Origin of the sequence: Chryseobacterium elymi (assembly GCF_003385495.1) — a bacterium.
GTDB lineage: Bacteria > Bacteroidota > Bacteroidia > Flavobacteriales > Weeksellaceae > Chryseobacterium > Chryseobacterium elymi.
Window position 1 is genome coordinate 109,883 of the sequence record NZ_QNUH01000007.1, and the last position, 23,615, is coordinate 133,497.

Annotated in this window: 20 protein-coding genes; 7 read left to right on the forward strand and 13 right to left on the reverse strand. The window is 37.0% G+C overall.

The features are described from left to right. Genes DRF60_RS10150 through DRF60_RS10170 form a run of 5 tightly spaced genes read left to right on the forward strand, consistent with a single transcriptional unit; the run spans position 1 to position 4,913 of the window. Positions 1-1,734 (forward strand): glycoside hydrolase family 3 protein, encoded by a 1,734-nt coding sequence (locus DRF60_RS10150; RefSeq protein ID WP_116011978.1) that lies wholly within the window; start codon positions 1-3, stop codon positions 1,732-1,734. Positions 1,735-1,738: 4 nt separating this feature from the next. Then, positions 1,739-2,887, forward strand: a complete 1,149-nt coding sequence (gene bshA / locus DRF60_RS10155; RefSeq protein ID WP_116011979.1) for an N-acetyl-alpha-D-glucosaminyl L-malate synthase BshA — start codon at positions 1,739-1,741, stop codon at positions 2,885-2,887. 25 nt (positions 2,888-2,912) lie between these two features. Beyond that, positions 2,913-4,184 (forward strand): DUF2851 family protein, encoded by a 1,272-nt coding sequence (locus DRF60_RS10160; protein ID WP_116011980.1) that lies wholly within the window; start codon positions 2,913-2,915, stop codon positions 4,182-4,184. After that, the gene (locus DRF60_RS10165; protein WP_034712816.1) at positions 4,177-4,398 is read left to right on the forward strand and encodes a PspC family transcriptional regulator; all 222 of its coding nucleotides are present in this window, start codon (positions 4,177-4,179) and stop codon (positions 4,396-4,398) included. The genes DRF60_RS10160 and DRF60_RS10165 overlap by 8 nt, the downstream gene beginning before the upstream one ends. A 2-nt stretch (positions 4,399-4,400) precedes the next feature. After that, positions 4,401-4,913, forward strand: a complete 513-nt coding sequence (locus DRF60_RS10170) for a GNAT family N-acetyltransferase (RefSeq protein WP_116011981.1) — start codon at positions 4,401-4,403, stop codon at positions 4,911-4,913. Between the two features lie 119 nt (positions 4,914-5,032). Here the strand turns inward: DRF60_RS10170 and DRF60_RS10175 are convergent, their stop codons facing one another. The 4 genes from DRF60_RS10175 to DRF60_RS10190 form a co-directional block, all read right to left on the reverse strand. Continuing rightward, positions 5,033-5,767, reverse strand: coding sequence for an SIMPL domain-containing protein (locus DRF60_RS10175; RefSeq protein WP_111957240.1), 735 nt, complete (start codon positions 5,765-5,767; stop codon positions 5,033-5,035). An 80-nt stretch (positions 5,768-5,847) separates the two neighbouring features. Continuing rightward, entirely contained in the window at positions 5,848-6,666 is an 819-nt protein-coding gene (locus DRF60_RS10180) for a carboxypeptidase-like regulatory domain-containing protein (RefSeq protein ID WP_238640171.1), read from the reverse strand. Positions 6,667-6,671: 5 nt separating this feature from the next. Further along, positions 6,672-7,478 carry a hypothetical protein gene (locus DRF60_RS10185; RefSeq protein WP_116011983.1) on the reverse strand — a complete coding sequence of 269 codons (807 nt, stop codon included), beginning with the start codon at positions 7,476-7,478 and terminating at the stop codon, positions 6,672-6,674. A gap of 6 nt (positions 7,479-7,484) precedes the next feature. Continuing rightward, positions 7,485-8,231, reverse strand: coding sequence for a carboxypeptidase-like regulatory domain-containing protein (locus tag DRF60_RS10190; protein ID WP_116011984.1), 747 nt, complete (start codon positions 8,229-8,231; stop codon positions 7,485-7,487). Positions 8,232-8,400: 169 nt separating this feature from the next. Between DRF60_RS10190 and DRF60_RS10195 the strand changes: the two genes are divergently transcribed. Continuing rightward, the gene (locus tag DRF60_RS10195; RefSeq protein WP_394337453.1) at positions 8,401-11,556 is read left to right on the forward strand and encodes a UvrD-helicase domain-containing protein; all 3,156 of its coding nucleotides are present in this window, start codon (positions 8,401-8,403) and stop codon (positions 11,554-11,556) included. A gap of 226 nt (positions 11,557-11,782) precedes the next feature. On the opposite strand, the gene DRF60_RS10200 is transcribed toward DRF60_RS10195, so the two are convergent. From DRF60_RS10200 to folE, 8 genes are all read right to left on the reverse strand, one after another. After that, on the reverse strand, positions 11,783-12,292 hold the full coding sequence (locus DRF60_RS10200; protein WP_116012079.1) for a ferritin: 510 nt from the start codon (positions 12,290-12,292) through the stop codon (positions 11,783-11,785). Between the two features lie 126 nt (positions 12,293-12,418). Then, on the reverse strand, positions 12,419-12,868 hold the full coding sequence (locus tag DRF60_RS10205) for a hypothetical protein (RefSeq protein WP_116011986.1): 450 nt from the start codon (positions 12,866-12,868) through the stop codon (positions 12,419-12,421). A gap of 186 nt (positions 12,869-13,054) precedes the next feature. Continuing rightward, the gene (locus DRF60_RS10210) at positions 13,055-14,023 is read right to left on the reverse strand and encodes a hypothetical protein (protein ID WP_116011987.1); all 969 of its coding nucleotides are present in this window, start codon (positions 14,021-14,023) and stop codon (positions 13,055-13,057) included. Positions 14,024-14,160: 137 nt separating this feature from the next. After that, entirely contained in the window at positions 14,161-16,815 is a 2,655-nt protein-coding gene (locus DRF60_RS10215) for a 4-alpha-glucanotransferase (protein ID WP_116011988.1), read from the reverse strand. 149 nt (positions 16,816-16,964) lie between these two features. Beyond that, a complete protein-coding gene (locus tag DRF60_RS10220; RefSeq protein WP_116011989.1) occupies positions 16,965-18,131 on the reverse strand; it encodes a T9SS type A sorting domain-containing protein in 1,167 nt (388 codons plus the stop codon). Between the two features lie 505 nt (positions 18,132-18,636). Continuing rightward, a complete protein-coding gene (cysS, locus tag DRF60_RS10225) occupies positions 18,637-20,103 on the reverse strand; it encodes a cysteine--tRNA ligase (protein WP_116011990.1) in 1,467 nt (488 codons plus the stop codon). Between the two features lie 121 nt (positions 20,104-20,224). Beyond that, positions 20,225-20,656, reverse strand: coding sequence for a DinB family protein (locus tag DRF60_RS10230; RefSeq protein WP_116011991.1), 432 nt, complete (start codon positions 20,654-20,656; stop codon positions 20,225-20,227). A 7-nt stretch (positions 20,657-20,663) separates the two neighbouring features. Further along, entirely contained in the window at positions 20,664-21,332 is a 669-nt protein-coding gene (gene folE / locus DRF60_RS10235; RefSeq protein WP_034725871.1) for a GTP cyclohydrolase I FolE, read from the reverse strand. Positions 21,333-21,422: 90 nt separating this feature from the next. On the opposite strand from folE, the gene DRF60_RS10240 reads away from it, so the two are divergent. Next, entirely contained in the window at positions 21,423-22,577 is a 1,155-nt protein-coding gene (locus tag DRF60_RS10240; RefSeq protein WP_116011992.1) for a hypothetical protein, read from the forward strand. Positions 22,578-22,629: 52 nt separating this feature from the next. Here DRF60_RS10240 and metF read toward each other — a convergent pair whose 3' ends face one another. Continuing rightward, on the reverse strand, positions 22,630-23,589 hold the full coding sequence (gene metF / locus DRF60_RS10245; protein WP_116011993.1) for a methylenetetrahydrofolate reductase [NAD(P)H]: 960 nt from the start codon (positions 23,587-23,589) through the stop codon (positions 22,630-22,632). Positions 23,590-23,615: the final 26 nt, after the last annotated feature.

A 23,615-nucleotide genomic window follows, 5' to 3' on the forward strand; every position in this document is an offset into this window, starting at 1 on the left:
ATGAAGAAATTGTTATATACTTCCCTCTTTATTTTTTCATTAATAAGCTTTACAGCCAAAGCTCAGTATCAGCCCAAAAACATTTCCGAAGAAGACCTGAAAAAGGCTCATCACTGGGTGAACAAAACCTACAGGTCACTTTCTCAGGATGAAAAGTTGGGGCAGCTGTTTATTGTAGCACTTTACACAAATAAAGGGGAAGACTATATTAATCAGATCAGAAATATTGTGATTAATGATAAGATCGGAGGATTAATCTTAATGCAGGACGATGCCGCCAGAGAAATCAACCTGGTCAACGAATTTCAGCAGAAATCAAAAATTCCGATGATGATCGGGATGGATGCAGAATGGGGTTTGTTCCAAAGAATTGCCACAGCTCATAAATTTCCATGGGCCATGACCCTTGGAGCGATCCAGGATAAGAACCTTATTTACCAGATGGCCGCCAAAATCGCGGAAGATTGCCATAGAATGGGGATCAACTGGGATTTTGCACCGGTTGTGGATGTAAATACCAATCCGGATAATCCTATTATCGGAAACAGGAGCTTCGGTTCAGAAGTTGATAATGTGATCAGTTCTGCTTTGTCTTATTCCAACGGTCTTCAGGATCATACGATTCTTGCCGCCATCAAGCATTTTCCTGGACACGGTGATACCAGTACAGATTCTCATTTGGACCTGCCGGTGGTTTCACATAGTTTAGAAAGATTGAATACCGTTGAATTGGCACCTTTTAAAGCTTTAATGGATAAAGGGATCGGCGGTGTGATGGTAGCCCACTTATATGTCCCGAGCCTTGAATCCGGCAAAGGAATTCCTGCTTCGGTTTCTAAAAATATTATTACAGGCGTTTTAAAAGAAAAACTGGGTTACAAGGGGTTAATCATTACTGATGCACTGAATATGGGTGCTGTAGCCAATAAATATAAGCCGGGCCAACTGGATGCCCTTGCTTTTAAGGCCGGAAATGATATTATGCTTTTCTCCCAGGGAGTTTCGGCAGGGAAAAAATTAATTCAGAAAGCGATTGAAAATGGTGAAATTCCACAATCAAGAGTGGAAGAAAGCGTAAAGAAAATTTTACTTACAAAATATTTTTTGGGGCTTAATCAATACACTCCGAAAAATCCCGTAAATATCAACAACGACCTGAACAATGATTCTCATAAAATATTGGTACAGAATCTTTATGCTAATGCACTGACTTTATTAAAAGATGATCAAAAACTGCTTCCTGTTACTGGAAAACAGATTTATTATGTTCCGCTGGAAGAAGCACCTTATCAGACTTTCGCCAATCAGCTGGGACAAAATATTATGATCAAAAAAGCAAATGAGATTAATACAATTCCTGCAGGTTCTACCGTAATCGTAGGATTCCACAAAGATAATTCAACAGCCTATAAGCCTTATAAGATTTCGGCAGAATCTAAGAAAGTTCTCGCTGATCTTACTAAAAACCAAAACGTTATTTTAAATGTTTTCGGAAGTGCTTATGCTTTAAAAGACATTGATATTACAAAAGTATCTACTGTCCTTGTCGCTTATGAAAATAATGATGATTCTATGACGGCAGCAGCCAATGCTCTGAACGGAAAAACAAAGATATGGGGCAGACTGCCCGTTCTGGTCAATGATCAGCTGAAAGCAGGTATGGGAATCGACAGTATTCCGGCTTCTGCTTCAAATATGAATACAACAGTTTTTACAACACCAAAACAACAATAATCTAATGAAAATAGGCATACTTTGCTATCCAACATACGGCGGAAGCGGAATCGTAGCAACAGAACTGGGAATGTCCCTGGCCAATAAGGGCTATGAAGTCCATTTTATAAGTTCAGCGCTCCCCGCAAGACTAGACATTACCAACCCGAATATTTTTTTTCACAGGGTGAATGTACAGACCTATCCGCTTTTCCAGTATCAGCCTTATGATATTGCATTAAGCTCGATGATTTATCGTGTAGTGAATCTTTATAAGCTTGATCTGCTACACGCTCATTATGCCATACCCTATGCCTACGCTGCATTTACAGCCAAACAAATGCTGAAAGAGGATAATAATGACATTCCGTTGGTGACTACGCTGCACGGAACAGACATTACTCTTGTAGGACAGCATCCGAGCTATAAACATGCTGTAGAATTTTCGATCAACCAGTCGGACGCCATTACTTCGGTTTCCGAAAGTCTGAAAAAAGATACCCTGCAGTTTTTCAATATCAAAAAAGAAATACAGGTGATTACCAATTTTATTGATAATTCTGAATTTGATGACTGTACGGAATGCCAGAGAACACAGTTTGCCAATCCTGACGAAAAAATTCTGATCCATGTTTCCAACCTTCGTCCTGTAAAGCGTGTAGAGGAAGTATTGCAGATATTCAAGAGCGTTGAAAAAAAGGTAAAATCAAAACTGATCATCATCGGTGAAGGACCGGATATGGAAAAAGTGAATCAGTTTTTAGAAGAAAATCCTGAGCTTATTTCAAAAATCCGTCTTTTAGGAAAAGTAAATGATCTGTATAAGATCCTGCAGCTGTCTGATGTATTTCTACTTCCATCCGAGCAGGAAAGTTTCGGTCTGGCGGCTCTTGAGGCGATGGCAGCATACACTCCGGTGATCAGCTCCAATGCGGGTGGAATTCCTGAAGTGAATATTCAGGGAGAAACAGGATTCTTAGCTGAAATTGGAAATGTAGAGGCTATGAGCAATTACACCATCAAGCTGCTAAGCAATGATGAACTTTTAGCCAAAATGAAGAAAAATGCGAAAGATCAGGCTATAAAATTCGATTTGAAAAACATTCTTCCTATATATGAGGAAATGTATAGAACGACTATAGAAAATTTCAAAAAAGAGCCGGCGAAAGTATAATATTTCTATTATATTTATCGTCACTATGACGGAAAAACTGCTTCAATATCTTTGGAACTATAAGGTTTTCAAACATTTCGACTTCAAGGATATTGAAGGGCATTCCGTTGAGATCATTAGCTTTGGAAAGTGGAACACGAATGCGGGTCCGGATTTCCTCGATGCAAAAATTAAAACAAAAGATCTGGTTATTGCCGGAAATATCGAATTGCACCTTCGAGCCTCTGACTGGGTCTTCCATAACCATTCCCAAGACCCCAATTACCAAAATATTATCCTCCACGTTGTTTACCAGAATGATGCTGAGATCGATGACCTTATCTCTAAAAACGTTCCTACACTGGAACTGAAAGACCATATTGACAAGGATATTCTCTGGAAATACGAAAAAATGATCAATGGGACTCAGTTTATTCCCTGCGAAAATATTTTTGATCCCAATAAAATTCCTCTTAGTTTTCATGAAACCAATGTTCTTAAAAAGCTGGATGAAAAGTCTCAGGAACTGGAAAAAAGCTTAGAAAAGTATAAGAACAATTTTGAAGCGGTACTTTTTCACAGCCTTGCCTACTCTTTCGGATTAAAAGTAAATGCCCATATGTTCAGACAGATTGCTGAGTCCATAGATTTCAGTGTCATCAACAAAATCCGCCAGAATGAATCACAGCTGGAAGCCTTATTATTTGGTATTTCAGGATGGCTAAATCATCCAAAAGATGAAAAAATGACAATGTGGAAAAGGGAATTTGAATTCATCAGGAAAAAGTTTAGCATACCGGATCTCACATTACATCCGAAGTTTTTAAGGCTCCGCCCGCCCAACTTCCCTACGATCCGTCTCTCCCAGCTGGCAAATCTTTATTACAGACATCAGAATCTGTTTTCAAAGATCATTAAAGCTGATAATATAGATAAACTTTACGAAGTTTTTGAACCGGTAAAAGCTTCGGAATATTGGGATTTTCATTTTAATTTTGGAACCATTTCAAAATTCCAGCCTAAAACATTGAGCAGAGATTTCATTCAACTGGTGATCCTAAATACTGTACTTCCCTTAAAATATACTTATCACAAATACCATAATGAAGAAATTGCGGATGAGATACTGGAGCTGTACAGAAACTTGACCGCTGAAAAAAATTCTGTAACCTCCGGATGGAGAAAGCTTGGGCTAAAGGTTAAAAATGCACTGGAAAGCCAGAGCCTTATTTTTCATCATAAAACCTCGTGTGAAGAAAAAAATTGCTTAAATTGCAGTATTGGATTTAAACTTTTAAAAGAATCTTCAAATGTTTGATAATATCCGCCACAAAATGGAAAGAGAATGGTTTGGTGTCCTTACAAGAATGGGAGCTAAACTGGGAATCCCTGTATCCAAATTAAGGGTCTTCTTCATCTATTCTACTTTTGCAACTGCCGGTTTTTTCTTTTTAATCTATCTGGGGCTGGCATTCACGCTTTGGATCAAAGATATTTTTATTACAAGAAGACCTAGTGTTTTTGATTTATAATTATGGAATTTTTACCGATTACTTCTGCCGAAGACTATAGAGTCCAGGACATTTATACGTCTTACTCCAGCACTTTTCCTACGGATGAGCAAAGGGACTGGAAACAATTTACCGCCTTATTTTCAAACCCTCATGTGAAAGTAATTTCAGTACTTCATGAATCCCAGGCTATTGGCTATCTTATTATCTGGGAACTGAGTTCTTATGTTTTTGTAGAGCATTTTGAAGTTTTCGAGGCATTCAGAAGTCAGAAACTGGGATCGCATATTACGAGATATCTGTTTAAAAATTATCCCAAAATTATCCTGGAAATAGAACCTGATCATTTGGGTGACGATGCGAAAAGACGCTATTCTTTTTATCAGAAAAACGGATTTACCCTGATCGATGAAATGTATGTACAGCCGAGTTATGGAGAAGGGAAAAAATCCCTGGATCTTTGGCTGCTGGCCAACTATTTTCCTGAAGATCTGAAACGTGTAAAAGACGAAATTTATGATGTCGTGTATCATTAAAATATAAAAACCGCCGGCAATTGTCCGGCGGTTTATTTTTTGACCATCCCGTCAGATCTTCGATCTGCCACCCCTCCTCCGGAGGAGGGGAATAGATAGACGGTTATTTACAGAGATTTTTAATTGACTTCGTATTCCAGTTTTATGGTAATATTGGCTTCTTTCTCTTTGGAGGAAGTATTGAATGTCCCGCCGTAGGAATAGTCTTCATTGGAATTTGGCTCTGTAATTTGGATCACACCCATCGTAGCTTTTTTAAGGTTTCCCAGGCTACTTCCCGAATTTTCCGCAATTTTCTCAGCTCTCTCTTTGGCATCTTTGGTTGCACTGGCAATCATTTCCTGTTTTACTGTTGCCAGTTTGGTATAAAAATAAGAGGGCGCCGAAGAAGTAAACTCGATTCCCCGGTTAATGATCTCTGTAATATTTCTGGACAGATTCTCAATCTTTACAACCTCTTTGCTTTCAATAGAGACTTTTTGGGTAAGGTTGTAGCCGGAGAATTCACCCTGAACATAGTTTCCGTTAGAATCATTATAGCTTCTGAACTGTTTTTGAATATCTACAGAAGAAAACACGATTTCGTTCTGCTTGATTCCTTTTGAAACAAGATAATCATTGATCACCTTTCTGTCGATGGCCAGCTCATCATACGCTGCTTTCAGATCAGAATTATTTTTGGAAAAACTTCCGGACCACGTAATCAGATCGGAAGTAAACTGTTTGGTACCCAATCCTGTAACGGAAATAGTATTTTCAGATTTATTTCTGTTTTTAATGGCATTTCCTAAAAAGCCAAGCCCAAGGACAAATCCAAGTGCTCCGACTGCTACCGCAATAATATTTTTATTCATAGAAATTGTGATGGATTAATTTTAAATAATAGTACATCAATTTCTATTCCGAATTTTAAGAATTCGTTAACATTATTCCTTTATTTTTTCTGCTTTAATCTTTCCAGATAAACAGGCATGACTTCTTCCAATCTCAATAATACTCCGGATAAGTTTTTTGCTTTTACGTAGGTGCGGACCTGGGGTTTAGCTTCAAAAGAATATTGTATAAACTCTGAAATTCTTTCTTCTGGAATTCCTGCTTTAGTAAAATATTCATTATCCACTCTGTTTCTTACCCATGCAATATGTTCCTGCAGATCATCGTACCTGTATTGTCTTTTCTGGCGTCTTGCTTTTCCGCTTATCAGATCATAAGCTCCCTGTACATCCAGGCTTCCTAAAAGTATCGGAATAAGTACCTGCTTCACTTCTGCCGGTTTTTCTCTCATTTTTCCAACAGGTTGGGGTAAACCTACTGCCTGCTGTACAATCTCACCTTTATCTACTTTTGATGCAAGTCTGGAATCCGTTGCAAGGTCTCCGGTCGGTTTTTTAACGACTTTTATTTCCTCAATTTCTTTTGGAATCGGAATCAAAACAACCAAAAGCTGGGCACTGAATCCATTAGCCGGAACTATGGCTGAAACTCTCCTGAAATCTGCTTTTACAAATCTCAATTCATCATTTGGAACCGCTTCAATAAAAAACATCCCCATAGAATTGGAATACGTTTTTTGATCGGTAGACATATTAATAATGGTCACTGAACTTAGACTCTCGCCACTGTCATCGGTAATACGACCTGTAACTGTCTGCTGTGAAAAAAAATTATTAAACACAAAAACAAGGAGAAACGAAACTTTCTTCCAGGTATCAATGCCTGTATTTCCACCTACAAAGTTCATATACTTAATCATTAAAATTAAAGATTGTCCAGTTTACGGATTTTTCTGTATTCGGAAAAAGCTATCTTTAATTCATATTCTACAGTATCTGCCTTAAAATTTTTTCTGTATTTTTTCGCCATCATACGGATATCATTGGCATAGATTAAAAAATGATCTATCTGTTCTTCATTCATGCCATACTTTCTCAGAAACTCTAAGTCTATTTCTTCCTTTACTTTTTTGATAAAATCCTGTGTTTCTGTATAATTGGCTTTGGTAATTTTAAGTTCTGTCGCTTTTTTGAACAAACCTACAGCAGCATCCAAAACGCCTAAAATACTTACATGTCCGGCATTATAATCCGGCTTAAAGGTCTTTGAAACTGTATTATCCGGTAAAGCTTCATTCAGCGGACTTTTCATATATTCATCCAACTCTGATCTTAAAGAAACTACTTTTCTGGATTCATTAAGATGCCTGTTGTCTCTTTCCAGGTTACCCGTGGGCTTATAAGTAATCTTTACTTCAGGGATTTCTATTTCAGTTTTGTCAAGACTTATCATCAGGGGAAATCTAAAATCTTCCTGTTTTATTTTTTTATCAAAACGGTAATATCCTTCTTTTACAAATCTAAGTTCATCATTTTCCGATACTTCTATCGTAAAGTTTCCTAAAGTATCACTCAATGTGCTTTTCCTGTTAGAAACATTGATAATTAAAACCGGGGTTATATTTTTTTTGCTGTTCTCTGTCACTGTTCCGGTTATCTGCTGCTGAGAAAAAAATCCTGCCGAAACAAAAAAAGGAATGGTGTAAAAGATTCGTTTAATATAAGTTCTCATCTCCTTTTATCTTTGAGTCTGTGGAGCGCGGTAAGAGGAAATTCTCGTCAGTACAAAACGCTGAAACCTGTAGAGATCAGCATCGCTGCAGAAACCATATTTCAGAATCGTTTTCCTTTCAAAACCACCTGCGAGAACATAGCTGATGAAATGATCTATCTGGGACTTTTCAATTTTTAAATCCGTGAAGTATTCCTCACCAAGCGCTGTTTTCAGATAGCTACCCAAATCAATATCATCCCATTTGTTTTTGACTTTTCCAATAGAAAAGCCCTGCCCTTTCGGCTGTACAAATTCTCCGGGTTTTGCAGCCAGTATTCTTGGATCTGATTTCTGTGAAATATAATTATCTATATCTTTTACCAGTTTCTCTACCTTTTTGGGTCTGTTAAGGTTTTTTGCATCAATCTTAAGGTCCTCGGTAATTCCCTGCCTGATTTCTACTTCGGGAATCAATATGGTAGTTCTTTCCAAAGTGGCATTAATAGGAGATTCTATATTTTCTCTGGAAATTTTTTTAACGAGACGATCATAGCCTGATTTTACAAAGCGAAGCTCATCCCCCGCCCTTCCCGAAACCATAAAATGTCCGTCCCGGTTGGTCGTTGTTCTTTCATCCGTTCTGATATTAATTACAGTTACATCCGGAATTTCCGAGCTGTCTTCAGAAGTCACTTTCCCAAAAATATAATTCTGGGCTTGGGTATTAACGAAAAAAAGGATGGTTAAAAAAAAGAGTAGTTTAAATTTCACGGACAAGTTTTTTATAGAGCAAATCTAAAATTATTTTTAAAGTAAATGATAAGTTTAACCACAGTTAACGTGTTTTAGGATTTCTTTTTGATTTTTGCTCAGCAAACTGTTAAATCACTCCTCTGAATTGTTAAAATTTCACTTAAAAATTAGCTAACTTGCAGTCTCAATTCTAAATTCAGCAATGCAAAATTCTTATACAGTGATCAATGCTTCAGCCGGGTCGGGGAAAACATATGCCCTTGTCCAGAGGCTTTTGATGATCTGTCTCCGCTATCCCAATCAGCAGCAGTCGATCCGGAATATTCTCGCGCTTACGTTTACCAACAAAGCGGCCAATGAGATGAAGGAAAGAATTTTATCCTGGCTGGGAAACTTTTCAGCGGATAATTTTGCACAAAACAGTGATCTGAAGAACATTCAGAAAGCATTTGAGGCGGATGGGCTGAAAATAACGATTGATGAGCTCCATAACCGTTCCAAGAAACTGCTGGATTATGTGCTTCATAATTATTCAACGCTGAGCATCGGAACAATTGACCGTTTTAATTCAAGACTGGTAAGAAGCTTTTCCTACGAATTGGGTTTAGCCAAAAACTTTAATCTTGAAATTGAAGCTGAACCGTTTCTGATCGAAGCCGTGGATAAAATGCTGGACCAAATCGGTGAGAATGAAAACATTTCCAATTCTTTCATGGATTATGTGGATTACAGTCTGGAAAATAATGAAAGGATCAATCTTAATAAAAATCTTTATGATTCTGCAAAAGAGTTTGTAAAGGATATTCACTATGAACATCTGAAAAGCAACAAAAGCTTTGATGACACGAATTACGAGAATATAAAAAATACGCTTAGAAAAGAAATCGTCCAGAATAAAAAACGGTCCGCCGAGCTTGCGGCCCAATCTATTGAGATTTTCCGGTCCAGAAATATTGATATAGAAGATTTTGCACAGGGAAAAAACGGACTCGGAGGATTTTTCACTAAGGTTCAGGATTTTTACAATCAGAAAAGACCGGGATTTCCATTTCCCACAACGCAGGAAGAATCTGTAGTCAACAATTACAGGAAGGGAGCTTCTTCGAAATCCAAAAATAAGGAACCCGAGATCTTCGAGATTCTGGACCAGCTTCTTGACAACAGAATGCAGCTGATCCTTTTATACATTGAAACCCAAAAGAAGGAAAAGATCCTATCTGCCCTTCTTCCGTTAAAGGTGAATAAAGACATTCAGGATGAATTAAAAAAAATTGAGGAAGAAAATGATCTTGTCCTGCTCTCAAAATTTAATATCCTGATCAATGAAAATCTTAAGAATGAGCCATCGGCCTTTATTTATGAAAAGGTAGGATCACAGTTTCAGCATTATTTCTTTGATGAATTTCAGGATACTTCGGAACTGCAGTGGCAGAATTTTATTCCGTTACGTGATCACAGTGTTTCTACAGAAAATACTTCTTTTACTCTTGTGGGAGATCCTAAACAGAGTATTTACAGATTCCGGGGTGGAGAAAGTAAGCTGATGCTGGATATTATCAACAAAAAAGAATTTTCACCAAAGGAAGCAACTCTTCTTGTCTTAAAGGACAACTGGCGAAGTGCTAAAAATATTGTACAGTTCAATAATGAGCTGTACCGGTATCATTCTGAAGGTCTGGAGGAGGAACACCGGAATATTTTCGGGGAAGATGCTGAACAAAGCTCGAAATCCCAGATTGAAGGCCGTGTAAAAGTCAGCCTGATCGAAAATCTTACGAATGAGGATTTTTATAATGACACTTCGGAAAGAATGCGGAAGGACATTCAGGAAAGCCTGGATAATGGCTTCAAATTTTCGGATATTACGATCTTATGCCGTGGTAATTTTGATATTTTCAGCTATTCTCAAAAACTGGGAAATCTGAAAGTGAACTACCATGGAGAAGAAACGAATATTAAAACAATTTCTGACAAAGGCCTGACACTTGAACTTTCCAATACTTTAAAGGCAGTTATTGAATTTCTTCGATGGGAAATCAATCCTAAAAACAAACCCAATCTGATCATGATGATGTATTATCTGAATGCTTTGGGAAGAATTCAGATGGCAGATTTCACATTGGAAATGAACAAAATCCTGGAGATAGAAACGCATGAGGAAATTCTTCAGTTTATTCAGAATACCTATTCCCTGAAACTGAAACAGGAAAATTTTCCGAGGTTCAATCTGTATAATTTTGTGGAATATTACATCAATGAATTTGCTGTGGAACACAAGGAAACAGATTTTCTCCTGAATTTCCTTGAAATGCTTTTCAACTTTACACAGAATGCTGGAGCCAGCACGAAAGAATTTTTGAAATATTGGGATGAAGAGGCTTCTGCTTATACAATCCAGGCTTCGGAAAATATTGATGCCGTACAGATCATGACAATCCATAAATCTAAAGGACTGGAATTCCCAATCGTATTTATCCCGATGATGAACAAGAACCGGGACAGTGAATTTACGAACTGGTTTGATACCAATAATGATGATGCTTTGAAATCAGTCAACATCAATCAGTTCAGCAAAAACCTTGAGGTTTATGATGAAGAAATAGAGGCATTTAATAAGAAAAATTCTTATAAGAACCTTATTGACAGATTATGTCTTCAGTATGTAGCGACTACCCGCCCTGTTGAGCAGCTGTTTTTCTATCTTCAGAAAGCGAATAAAACATCCAATAATCTTGAACTACTGGAATTCTTCAACGGAAAAAATACGGAAGAGTCTGATGAATTCGATCTGTATGAGGTACATCCGGAAATGCTGAAAAAGCATTCTAAAGATAAAACATCATTATTTAAGACCAAGGATATTCAGAACCTTAAAAATATCAATGAAAATAGAGCGTCCATCAAGATTGCAACTCCCTCCAAAAATTACCAGGTGCGGAACGAAAAGGTAAGGATCGGGCTTTTTGTCCATGAATTACTTTCGAAAATCAATACGGAGAAAGATACAGCCAAAGTCCTGGAAAGCTATGTTCTGGACGGACAGATCACATTGGAAGAGAAAGATGATATCCAGAAAACTTTAGTTCAGATCATCAGAAAATACGCTGAATTTTTTGACGAGAAATGGGAAGTGATCAATGAAAAAGATATTATGATCTCAGAAAGAGGACAAAGTCATATTTTCAGGCCTGACCGTATTCTGAAAAATGAAGAAGGCTATGTAATTGTGGATTTTAAAACGGGTGAAGAAACGGAAAAGAATGAGCGACAAATTGAGAATTATAAACATATTCTGGAAAGTCTGGGAAGAAAGGTATTAAAGACTCAGCTGATTTATTTATAGCCGGAATCGATTATCTTTTTCCACAATGTTTTCCACAATACAATGTTAATAACTTTAAAATATCTTAACAATAAACTGATTAACAAAAACATATCATAAAATTCAAAGAGCATATTTGTCAATAATCAGAAAGAAATATTACAAATGTTTGTGGATAACCTGATAATAAAATAAAGCCGCCCCGGCGTTCTCCGAACGCCGGGGCGGCTTCTACAATATAATGTATTTAAGCTGTTGTAGCCGGTACAAAAACTCTCTGAGACAATTCCTGATCAAAAAGATAGAGTGCAGATGGATTGTCACATACCATCTTGATTTTTGTAACATACTGTGAAGCATTAGCCTCTTCTTCCACCTGTTCATTGATGAACCACTGCATAAAAGATGTTGTTGCAAAATCACCTTCATCATTGGCATTTTTTACAATGTTGAAAATACTTCTGGTTACTTTTTTCTCGTGTTCCAATGCTTTTTCGAAAATATCCGTAGCATTTTCGAACTCATGTGGAGGTTTGGCAATTTCTCCGATGATGATTTCACCGCCTACGTCATTTAAAAAATCAAACATTTTATCTGCATGCATCAATTCTTCTTTGCTCTGAACTCTGAAGTAGTTTGCAATTCCGTCAAGATCTTTTCCTGAAAACCAGGCAGACATTGAAAGGTAATATTGTGCGGCATATTGTTCGTGAGCTATCTGTTCGTTAATTAACGTTGCAATTTTTTCGCTGATCATAAGTATAAATTTATATTCAAAAATACGCAATAAAAGCCCGAAATCAAAAGTTTTAATGAAAATTAATACAAAAAGGACGGTAAAAAACCCGTCCTTCACACATTAAAAAATCAAAATTATGAGCTGTTATTTTGCTTTCGGAGCAGCAGTATTCATAGTCTTTTTCATCACTTTTCTATCCTTCATTGCCATCCTTCTTTGCTCCATTTTTGCTTTTCTGTCAGCCTGCCATTTATCATATTGATCAGGAGTCAGGATTTTTTTCATATCAGCATCCATCTGAGCTCTTTTAGCTTTCATTTCTTCCATTTTAGCCTGTCTTGCATCTTTATTCTTGTCAAAATCAGCTTTCATTTCAGACTTTCTTTTTTCATGAAGACTTTTAATCTGTGCTACCTGAGAGTCGTTCAGATTAAGATCTTTCTGCATCTGATCAAGGTGCTCCTGATGCTTCTGCTGCATTTTTTGATGCCTCTCTGCTTTTCTGGCTTGCTTATCCTGTGGAGTTGTTGTTTGTTGTGCCATTGCAAAACTTCCTATTCCGATACATGCTATTGCTAAAATTAATTTTTTCATCTTAAAAAATATTTAATTAATTGTTATACATCTTTTTGATTATTAGTTAAAAGATAAGTTAAACCGAAATATTCATAAAAAATGTTAAATTTTAATATTAAAATAATAATACATAAAATAAAAAAAGGACAGATCCTAAAATCTGCCCTTCACACCACTTAAATATAATATATGAAAATTATATAATTATCTGTTTACCAATCTGCCTCTGAAACCACCCCCTTTGTTTTCACTGCCGCGGTCGTTCTGTGGTCTCGGTGAATTTTCAGATCTGGAACCTCCACTGTTTCCTCTAAACCCTCCACTATTTTCTCTTTTTGGAGCTCTTTCTCTATTTACTTCATTATTTCCTCTGAAACCTCCGTTACCACCATTATTTCCAAATCCTCCACGTGTTCCGTTATTTTCTGAATTCCCTCTGAATCCTCCGTTATTTCTTACCCCATTATTTTCATTGCGGAAACCGTTGTTTTGATCAGCCGGCTTACGGAAACCTCCGTAATTATTATTATCTCTGGATCCTCTGAATCCATTATCAGATCTGCTGCTTCTGATTACATTAAAAGTCGGGTTGTCCATTCTTCGGAACTTCGCTCTATCTACCCTGTACACATTGATACTTACATTCCTGTATCTCGGCATTACTGCATATCTCGGTGCATAATAGGTTCTTCTGTAATTCTGAAAGTAAACAATCGGGCTTGCTCCACGGTAATAATTGTTCTGGAAAACAACAAATACTCTTGGTCCTAAAATTCTTTCCAATGCATAGAATCTGTCATAATACCATCTGTCAGGATTGTATCTGTAAAAATTATTCCAGGTAGAAAAATTCACATACAGGTTATTAAGACTTAAGATCTGATCAATCTGCCATCGGTTCAGCCTGTTATCTCTGAAGAATACATTCCAGTTGATATTTACAACACTGTTTCTGTAGTCATTATAGTATCCCTGGTAATAATCGCTTGGATAATAATCCTGAGGATAGTTATAGTAATAATCGTCCGGGAAATAATTTCTGTCATCTTCATCATTATAATAGCCATCTCCATTCTGATAATATCCGTTATCCCCCCATCCGTTATTTGGATACTGCTGGGCGGAAGACAAAGCTGCCAGTCCCAAGGCAAATCCCAAAAGTATTTTTTTCATCTCTAATCGTTAATTGGTTAGTATATAGCAGAATATCTCTATTCTATCTTTTGGATGTAAATAAAAAAAAGAAGTTAAATCCTAAGATCAAACTTCTTTTAATTTATAGTTAAACAATTGATAATCAAATGTTAAATTTATGATCTTCCGCTATCTTTTATCCAATAGGTTATTTTTTCATTGAAAGATTTCTTAGCTTTTAAATCCTCCAGCTTTAAATGCATCCTGTAGCGCCAGTAATGCGGAAACACTGCAGGATTATTGATCCTTTCATTATCCATGTTCGGATTGGTCAGCTCAGGATCCGTTGCCAGAAATTCCTGGATCGGAAAAACAGCCAGCATCGCCTCTGTGTAAAGATGCTGCTTCATAATAATCTCTGCAAGATGAGAATCCATTTCTTCCGGAGCTTTTCCATATTGAACCAACTGTTGGTTAAAGTATTTCTGTGTGAGTGCAGGATCTTCCTTCCACCATTGTCTCAGTGTTGAGCTGTCATGCGAAGAAGCCGTTACGACATTCATATAATCGGCTTTTTTAGGATTGTAAAACGGAATATTATCCGAAGGCATTCTCTGTACTTTTAAAGCAATAATCGCCAATTCATCCATCACAACAGGCACGCAGGCAGGAACCATTCCCAGGTCCTCACCACAAATCAGCATTTTTGTTGCATTAAGAATAACCGGAAGTTTCTCCATCGCTTTCTCGTACCAGAGATGATCCTGTCTTCTGAAGAAATAATCATGATACAGCTCATAAATCGCCTTCCTTTCCCATTCTGAAAGATATGTATAGGAGTGGGTATTAAACACATTAAATCTTGGATGATATACTGTTTCGCCATTTCTTTCTTCAGTAAGGAACAAAACATTGGCACATAAAGAGATAAGTTTTTCTTCTACGGAGCCTTTTGGGTTCTTTTTGAAAAATTCTGCCAGCTTTCTCTGGGTATCAAATTCTTCTTTGAATGAATATGTTCCGTCATCATTGCTGTTAATAAATTCAAAAACCTTACTGCTGTCTTCCCCGAAATATTCCCACAAAATTCGTTCATTGATGAAAGGCTTACAATATCTGTTGAAGTCAAAAGGAATATGCCTTGCTTTAAATTCATCCAGAACAATTGGAACCGCAGGATAAAAGTAGCCTAAAATCCCTTGTGTAGCAGAAATTGGCATCCTCCAGATCCTGAAAAACCCTAAGATATGGTCTATTCTCATAGCATCGAAATACTGTTCGAGTGCTTTAAACCTGTTTTTCCACCAACGGTAATCATCTTCCTTCATCGCTTCCCAATTGTATGTCGGGAATTCCCAGTTCTGCCCCAGCTCTGTAAACTGATCCGGTGGTGCTCCGGCCTGGAAATCCATTCCGAAAAGCTCAGGTTCTGTCCATGCTTCCACAGAATGTCTGTAAATACCTATCGGAAGATCTCCTTTCAAGGATACTCCTAAGCTGTGGGTATAATCTACGGCATCTTTCAACTGTAAATGAAGCTGATATTGCACCCAGGCATGAAGCATGGAAGCATCATAATCTTTACTTTTTGTAGTGAAAAACTGTGAAATTTTTCCTGCGATATATTTTTTATGAGTTTTCCAGTCGTTGAAATTCGGGGTTTTATATTTGTCTCTAAGGACACAGAATGCGGCGTAAGGAGTCAGCCAGTAATCATTATCTTTTATAAATTTTTTAAAGTTCCTGTCTTTATAGATTTTCTCTTTCTCCGCATTGAAAACCGCTTTTAAAAATTTCCATTTGCCTTTGATCATTTTTTCATAATCAATCAGGTCAAGAGCGTTTAATTCTTCTTTTTCAGACTGATATTCAGAAACTAATTCTTCCGGTAAAGCGAAATCAAGATTTTCTAAGGAAATATACTGCGGATGTAATGCATAAACAGAAACAGCTGCGTAAGGATAAGAATCTGTCCAGGAATAATTGGCTGTAGTATCATTAATCGGAAGGATCTGGATAATCCCCAGGTTAGTTTCCTTCGTCCAGTCGGCCAGCTTTTTAAGATCGGAAAATTCTCCGACTCCAAAACCGTTCTCACTTCTTAAAGAAAATACAGGAACTGCCACACCGGCATCATGATACATCTGGTAAGACTTGAATTTAAAATAATGATTGGAAACAATCTGCAGCACATCTTTCAACTGATTAGCAACCGTAAATCTGTTTTCACCGGTTTCAACATCAATAATTTTTCCTTCTTTTTTGCTGTAGAGACAATATTTAAATTGGATAAATTCATTCTCAGGAATTTCAACAGAGGTTTCCCAGATTCCAAAATCTGTCTGAGAAAGACGGATCGCTTTATCATAATTCCAGTTTCCCAGAGAAGCTGTACTTCCGAAGAGGGCAATTTCCCAGTCGGGATTGTAAACAGGTGCTTCAATTCTGAATAAATGGGTATGCTTTTTTAAAACAGCTGCTTTTTCGGGAACAAACTGGTTAAGCTTATTATGAAGGATTTTATTGTTTAAATAATTCTCCGGAAAATTCTTATTATTCCATTCATCGAAAATAATAAACTCTTTGTAGTTATGAGGGAAATTAAGACGGTGCAGCACAAATTCCTCTCTAAGAAGATTGCCTTTTTCATCGGTAAGCTGATATTTATATGAGATTGATTTTGAGAAATAATCCACTTCACATTTCCAGATGCCATTTTCTGCATAAAACAGGATATAAGCCTGGACATCAGCACCTTCTTCATCCACAATCACGAGCTGCAGATTCTGTCCGGCCCTTGCATTATATCCTACATTAAAGTATAGCTTCATCTATATTTTTTTTATAAAAATACATTTTAATATCGAAAAACAAAACTTATTGAAGATCAAATAATCATTAAAAAAACCTTTCCAAAATAACTTGAAAAGGCTTTATATTTTATTAGAGTTAAAGGAATTTATATTAATAATCTAACCTGTTATTCTGTAACAATAATTTTTTTACTTAATATTGATTTTCCGGATTCATTTGTAATGCTTACAATATAAGCCCCATTGACTAAATTTTTGAGATACACCTGCTGATTGAGCGAGCCATCTTTTACAGACAGATTCTGTTCCATCACATTTTTACCGGAAATATCAAAAACACTAAGCTTTAAATTCCCTTTTACAGTTTTATCATTTATATTAACGTTGATAAAATGTTCATCTACTCTGGTCGGATAAATATCAATATTAGCCGGTGTATTTACTGAAGAATTTCTGTCATTGGCAAAATATCTGCTCGCAAGATCATAAATATGAGGTTTTTCTCCACCGGGAAGAACCTTCGCTTGCAGGGTTAACAAATCTACTTCATATAAACTGTCTCCTTTTGCACTTGCAATAACTACTTTTCCTTTAGCATTGACAGCAGATCCGTTCACTGAATAATTTTCAGGAATACCGGAGATCTTGCCTACAAATTTTGCCTTCAGTTCTTTTGTAGTTACCTTAAAAACATTTCCTGATGCAGAAAAAACATAAAAATTATTTTCAGCATCTGCTATCATATCTCCACCAAAACCGGTTTCCATCGCCGTAAATGAATTTTTCCCATTGGAAATATCATCCTTAATAATCCCAAGGTCACTGACTGTATACTGACTTCCTTTTCTGCTGATCTGAAGCAATTGTGTTCCTGCATTATTAAGAGCATAAATATTTCCGTCATACCCTGTAGCCATTCTTGTGATGTGGGAATTGATATCACAGGAAGTTACTCTTGCCACAGTATTCTCCACCAAAGTAATTTCTTTAGTTTTAGCATTTAAAACATAAACATTAGAGGAAAACATCGGCATATACACCAGATTGTTGTTGGATGAATCGTAAGCCAGAGCTGCCATAGTAACCGCTTGGGAATGATTATAAGAATTTTTATCTTCTGATACAATGCCTTTTCTGTCCTGAGAAAATATTTTTGCCACAGTATCTGCCGAAAACAATTTTTCTCCGGAAGCTCCACTTGCTGCATCCATGGCACGGAAATCACTAAAAACTATACCGGAGTTATCTTTTCCGGCAATAGCAAGAAGATCCTGCTGTGCCTGAACATTTGCACCGAACACAAGCAGGAAAAGAGGGAATAAATGTTTTTTCATACAATGTAGAATTTAGATTCGTGATCATTTTAGTTATAACTAAGTTACATAATTTACAAATTGAATCACAAAAAAATATTATTATTTACATAATATTTATAATCATTTAATCTAAACACTAAGGTTTTGATAAATCAACATTTTTCTTAAACACAAATTGCACAAATGTTTTCACAAATAATACTACTGCATGACAGTAATATTCGTGGCATAGCAAAGATTAATGATATTTATGTTTTTTTTAATTCAAGGCTGATCATTAAGCTGAATTAATTTAAATGACCAAAGATCGTTGGCTCTGCCGACATGAGTAGAGCTGCCGAGTTCAAAAGAATTAAGGGAATAGAAACAAAAAAATCTGCGGGATAATTATAGCAAGTTAACCGTAAAGGTAGATTTGCCTGTACCTCATCAAAAAAAGAACTCCCGCTGATCACACGGACTGCAACAGATTTTACCTGCAGAATCCACGTCATCAGCGGGAGCTGTCCTTATGTGTTTTGGATTAATTCAGAACGTAAGTTGTTCCGTCTCTTCCGTCTTTTAATTCAATGCCTTCAGCAAGCAGCTTATCTCTGATCTGATCTGAAAGGTCGAAGTTTTTTGATTTTCTTGCCTGGTTTCTCAGTTCTATTAAAACTTTTAAAGTCTGATCGAGCTTTTCGTTATTATTTTCTTCTATATTCTGAAGTCCTAAAACATCAAATATAAAGGCATGTAGTGTTGACTTTAAATCTTCAAGATCCTCAGCAGAAATTGTTTCCTTACCATCATTTAAAGCAAAAATATATTTCACAGCTTCAAATAAATGAGCGATCAGGATCGGAGAATTGAAATCATCATTTAAAGCATCGTAACATTTATTTTTCCATTCCTGAAGATTGAATTCAGATTGTTTTTCATTATCCGGAGTGACAGAGTTTAATGCTTTAAGAGCCTCCATTAACCTGATGAAACCCTTTTCACTGGCAATCATTGCATCATTGGAAATATCCAATACGCTTCTGTAATGTGCCTGCAGGAAACAAAAACGGACGATAGACGGATGAAAAGGTTTTTCGAAGAAATCATTTTCTCCTGTAACCAGCTGCATCGGCAAAATGTAATTTCCTGTAGATTTACTCATACGCTGAGAATTCATCGTCAGCATGTTGGCGTGCATCCAGTAATTAACCGGAGCTGTATCATTGCATGCCTTCCCCTGTGCGATTTCGCATTCATGGTGCGGGAATTTCAAGTCCATTCCGCCGCCATGGATATCGAATTTTTCACCTAAATACTTCGTGCTCATGGCAGTACATTCAAGGTGCCAACCCGGGAAACCTTCACCCCAAGGGGAATTCCATCTCATAATGTGAGCAGGAGATGCTTTTTTCCATAGTGCAAAATCTTGCGGATTCTTCTTTTCGCCCTGGCCGTCAAGATCACGGGTATTGGCAAAAAGCTCTTCAATATTACGTTTTGAAAGTTCACCGTAATTCAAGCCTCTTTTATTGTATTCCAGAACATCAAAATATACGGAACCGTTGCTTTCATAGGCAAAACCTCTTTCAATAAGTTTCTGGGTCAATTCGATCTGCTCCACGATGTGGCCTGTCGCTGTCGGCTCAATATTGGGAGGCAATAGGTTGAACATTTCCAACACTTTGTGAAAATCGACCGTATATTTCTGTACGATTTCCATGGGTTCCAACTTTTCAAGACGCGTCTGTTTTACGAATCTGTCGTTATCTACGTTCCCATCGTCTGTAAGATGGCCTGCATCTGTAATATTCCTGACATATCTTACTTTGTACCCCAAATGCATCAGGGTACGGTATATAAAATCAAAGGAAAGAAATGTTCTTACATTTCCCAAATGCACATTGCTGTACACGGTAGGTCCGCAGACATACATTCCGACGTTTCCTTCTAAAATGGGTTTAAATATTTCTTTTTCTCCTGTAAGGGAGTTATATAGTTTTAATTGCATTTTTTTAAGTTAAAAGATTCAATGATTAAAGGATTTAAAAATTAGTTAAAATAATTCTAACCACAACAGATAATTGTTGTGAGAAAAATTTTATTTGAAACTTTTTTAAATATTACCATTATTAAATTGCTTTCAAGTGATATTGCAGATGATCAATATAATCCTGAATAATGTATTCCAAAGTAAAGGTTTGAGGAACTGCTTTTGTTGTATCACAAGTTCTTTTCAAAGCTTCGTCAGGAATATTTCCCACAGTATGAACAATCTGAAAATTCAAAGACTTCCAAAGGCTGATCACTTCCGAAACCGGAATATTCTGATAATTCTGCGCTTTTACCCAAAAATCCTGATCATATACAATAGTATCATTTTCTTTGTATTGTGTTACCACAAATCTTCTGATATTGGTAAGAGCACTATCGCAAAGATGGCCTAAAATTTCTTTTTTGGACCACTTTTCCGGTGAAATTTTATAGGACCATTCTTCTTCTGAAATTGTTTCAAATCTCTGAAGTTCGGCATCAACAATATTTCTTAAAACCTGATAGTCCATTTATTTACTAATAATCAAGTTTAGCATGACTTCCCACATAATGCAGAAATTCCTGTCTGGTGATAGGGTTGGTTCTGAAAATACCACTCAATTCCGCCGTAATGGTAGAACTTGCCGTATCTTTTATTCCTCTGCAGTTGACGCATAAATGCTTGGCATCGATAATACAGGCTACATCTTTGGTACCAAGTGCCTCTTTCAAAGCATCTACGATCTGCATGGTCAGTCTTTCCTGAACCTGTGGCCTTTTTGCATAATAATCCACAATTCTGTTGATCTTGGAAAGGCCAATCACTTCGCCGTTTGAAATATAGGCAACGTGCGCTCTTCCGATGATGGGCAGAAAGTGGTGTTCGCAGAAAGAATATACCGTGATATCTTTCTCCACCAGCATCTGGCGGTATTTATATTTATTGGAGAACGTGGAAATTCCCGGCTTATTTTCAGGAAGAAGCCCTCCAAAAATTTCATTCACATACATTTTGGCAACACGCTTTGGTGAATCTTTTAAAGAATCATCCGTCATATCCATCCCCAGTGTTTCCATAATCTCACCGAAAAGTTCGGTAATTTTTTCTATTTTTTCCTGTGGCGATTTATCAAAAGCATCTTTCCTAATAGGCGTATGTTCTTTTCCTGTGAAAATATCATCGTCGTTATCGGTAAAATCAACCATTTTTATTTAATTTGCAACAAAAATACGGATAAAATCTGTTCATCAATTTCATTTTGGACGAAAAACATTATCCTTTCTCAACTTAGCCTTATGATTATTGTCGAAGAAGTACAGAGTGACAACCAGAAAAAGAAATTTTTAGAATTTCCTGCCCAACTTTACCGGCATGACAAAAGCTATATAAGACCCAGAAATCAGGATATTGAAGAGATTTTTGATCCTGAAAAGAATAAATCTTTCCTGGATGGGGAGTGTGCCAGATTCTTATTTAAAAATAAAGAGAATGAAACGGTTGGAAAAGTAGCTGTGTTCATCTCTACTCTTTATGAGCAGAAACAACCTACCGGAGGAATTGGTTTTTTTGACTGTATCAATGATCAGAAAACAGCAGATTTTATTTTTGATCATTGTAAAAACTGGCTTCAAAAAAGAGGCATGGAAGCTATGGACGGTCCGATTAATTTCGGGGAACGGGATAAGTTCTGGGGACTTCTGACTGAAGGCTTCGCTGAACCGCTTTTCGGAATGAATTACAATTTTCCATATTACAAAGACCTGTTTGAAAATTATGGCTTCAAAGTATATTTTGAACAGCTCTGTTTTTCAAGACCGATTTTTGCGGAGGTTTCAAGGATCTTTACCCTAATGCATACCAAGCACAGCAGAAACCCGGCCATCTCTGCAAGACCGATGAAAAAGAATGATCTGCATAAGTTTGCAAAAGATTTTACAGAAATATATAATCAGGCATGGGCAGCCCATGGCGAAGGCAAGCAGCTGGAAGAAGCAAAGGTCCTCAAAATGTTCAAAACCATGAAGCCTATCATCAATGAGCATATTTCCTGGTTTGTGTATGAAAATGAAAAACCTATTGCCATGTGGATGAATCTTCCGGATGTGAACCAATGGTTCAAATATCTGAACGGTAAATTCGGGATTGTTGAAAAGCTTAAACTTTTGTGGATAAAGCAATTCAAAAAGAATGAAAAAATGGTGGGACTGGTATTTGGTGTTGTTCCGGAATGGCAGAAGAAAGGTATTGACGGCTATATGATCTGGGAAGGAACGCAGCACCTGAGAAAGCATACGGATTTTAAAACTACGGAGCTCCAGTGGATCGGAGATTTTAATCCTAAAATGATAAAAATAGCTGAGAGTCTTGACACGACTGTGACCAGAAAACTGGCTACATACCGATATTTATTTGACCGCAATAAGGAGTTTGAAAGACATCCTATCCTTTAAATAAAAAACCCTGCTATTAATAATGGCAGGGCTCCTCTCATTTTGAATTTTATTAGAATAACTCTCCGGCTACTTTTTTAATATTGTCACTTTTTCCCATAGAGTAAAAGTGCAGCACAGGAACTCCAAAATCAAGCAATTCCCTGCATTGGGCGATAGCCCACTCTACTCCAATCTGTTTTACCGCTTCATTGTTTTTAGCATTTTCCACTTCATTGATCAGCTCTTCAGGAAGGTCTATTTTGAAGACCTGCGGAAGGATTTTCAGGTGTTTTTTGGTGGCAATGGGTTTAATTCCCGGGATAATAGGAACGGTAATTCCCATTTCTCTGGCTTTCGTCACAAATTCAATAAATCTTTTGTTGTCAAAAAACATTTGAGTAACGATATAATCTGCTCCTGCATCCACTTTTTCTTTCAGCCATTTCAGGTCGTAATTCATGGAGGGTGCTTCCATATGCTTTTCCGGATAACCGGCTACTCCTATGCAGAATTTATTGAGTTCATCACAGGCTTTTTCATCATTGTGAAGGTATTTCCCTCTTCCCAGATCATTAATCTGATGAACGAGATCCATGGCACTGGCATGGCCTCCAGGTGTAGGTTCAAAATACTGATGTCCTTTCATGGCATCACCTCTCAGGGCCATTATATTGTCTATTCCCAGGTACATACAGTCTACCAGAAGGTATTCGGTTTCTTCTTTGGTGAAGCCTCCGCAAAGGAGATGGGGAACGGTATCTACATTATATTTATGCTGGATGGCGGCACAAATACCTAAGGTTCCGGGACGCATTCTGGTAATCCGGCGTTCCATCAGGCCATTTCCTTTATCAATGTAAATATATTCTTCCCTGGAAGTGGTTACATCAATAAAAGGGGGCTTAAACTCCATAAGCGGATCTATATTGGTATACAGATCTTCAATTCCGATCCCCTTTTGGGGCGGAACCACTTCTAAAGAGAATAAGGTTTTGCCATTTGCATTTTTTATGTGTTCAGTGATCTTCATTTTATAGTTTAGTTATATTTTTAGCT

Bases quoted from the DNA above. Each gene is read 5' to 3' on its own strand.
- DRF60_RS10150 (WP_116011978.1), top strand. From the start codon at position 1: ATGAAGAAATTGTTATATACTTCCCTCTTTATTTTTTCATTAATAAGC.
- bshA (WP_116011979.1), top strand. From the start codon at position 1,739: ATGAAAATAGGCATACTTTGCTATCCAACATACGGCGGAAGCGGAATC.
- DRF60_RS10160 (WP_116011980.1), top strand. From the start codon at position 2,913: ATGACGGAAAAACTGCTTCAATATCTTTGGAACTATAAGGTTTTCAAA.
- DRF60_RS10165 (WP_034712816.1), top strand. From the start codon at position 4,177: ATGTTTGATAATATCCGCCACAAAATGGAAAGAGAATGGTTTGGTGTC.
- DRF60_RS10170 (WP_116011981.1), top strand. From the start codon at position 4,401: ATGGAATTTTTACCGATTACTTCTGCCGAAGACTATAGAGTCCAGGAC.
- DRF60_RS10175 (WP_111957240.1), bottom strand. From the start codon at position 5,767: ATGAATAAAAATATTATTGCGGTAGCAGTCGGAGCACTTGGATTTGTC.
- DRF60_RS10180 (WP_238640171.1), bottom strand. From the start codon at position 6,666: ATGATTAAGTATATGAACTTTGTAGGTGGAAATACAGGCATTGATACC.
- DRF60_RS10185 (WP_116011983.1), bottom strand. From the start codon at position 7,478: ATGAGAACTTATATTAAACGAATCTTTTACACCATTCCTTTTTTTGTT.
- DRF60_RS10200 (WP_116012079.1), bottom strand. From the start codon at position 12,292: ATGATCAGCGAAAAAATTGCAACGTTAATTAACGAACAGATAGCTCAC.
- DRF60_RS10205 (WP_116011986.1), bottom strand. From the start codon at position 12,868: ATGAAAAAATTAATTTTAGCAATAGCATGTATCGGAATAGGAAGTTTT.
- DRF60_RS10210 (WP_116011987.1), bottom strand. From the start codon at position 14,023: ATGAAAAAAATACTTTTGGGATTTGCCTTGGGACTGGCAGCTTTGTCT.
- DRF60_RS10215 (WP_116011988.1), bottom strand. From the start codon at position 16,815: ATGAAGCTATACTTTAATGTAGGATATAATGCAAGGGCCGGACAGAAT.
- DRF60_RS10220 (WP_116011989.1), bottom strand. From the start codon at position 18,131: ATGAAAAAACATTTATTCCCTCTTTTCCTGCTTGTGTTCGGTGCAAAT.
- cysS (WP_116011990.1), bottom strand. From the start codon at position 20,103: ATGCAATTAAAACTATATAACTCCCTTACAGGAGAAAAAGAAATATTT.
- DRF60_RS10230 (WP_116011991.1), bottom strand. From the start codon at position 20,656: ATGGACTATCAGGTTTTAAGAAATATTGTTGATGCCGAACTTCAGAGA.
- folE (WP_034725871.1), bottom strand. From the start codon at position 21,332: ATGGTTGATTTTACCGATAACGACGATGATATTTTCACAGGAAAAGAA.
- DRF60_RS10240 (WP_116011992.1), top strand. From the start codon at position 21,423: ATGATTATTGTCGAAGAAGTACAGAGTGACAACCAGAAAAAGAAATTT.
- metF (WP_116011993.1), bottom strand. From the start codon at position 23,589: ATGAAGATCACTGAACACATAAAAAATGCAAATGGCAAAACCTTATTC.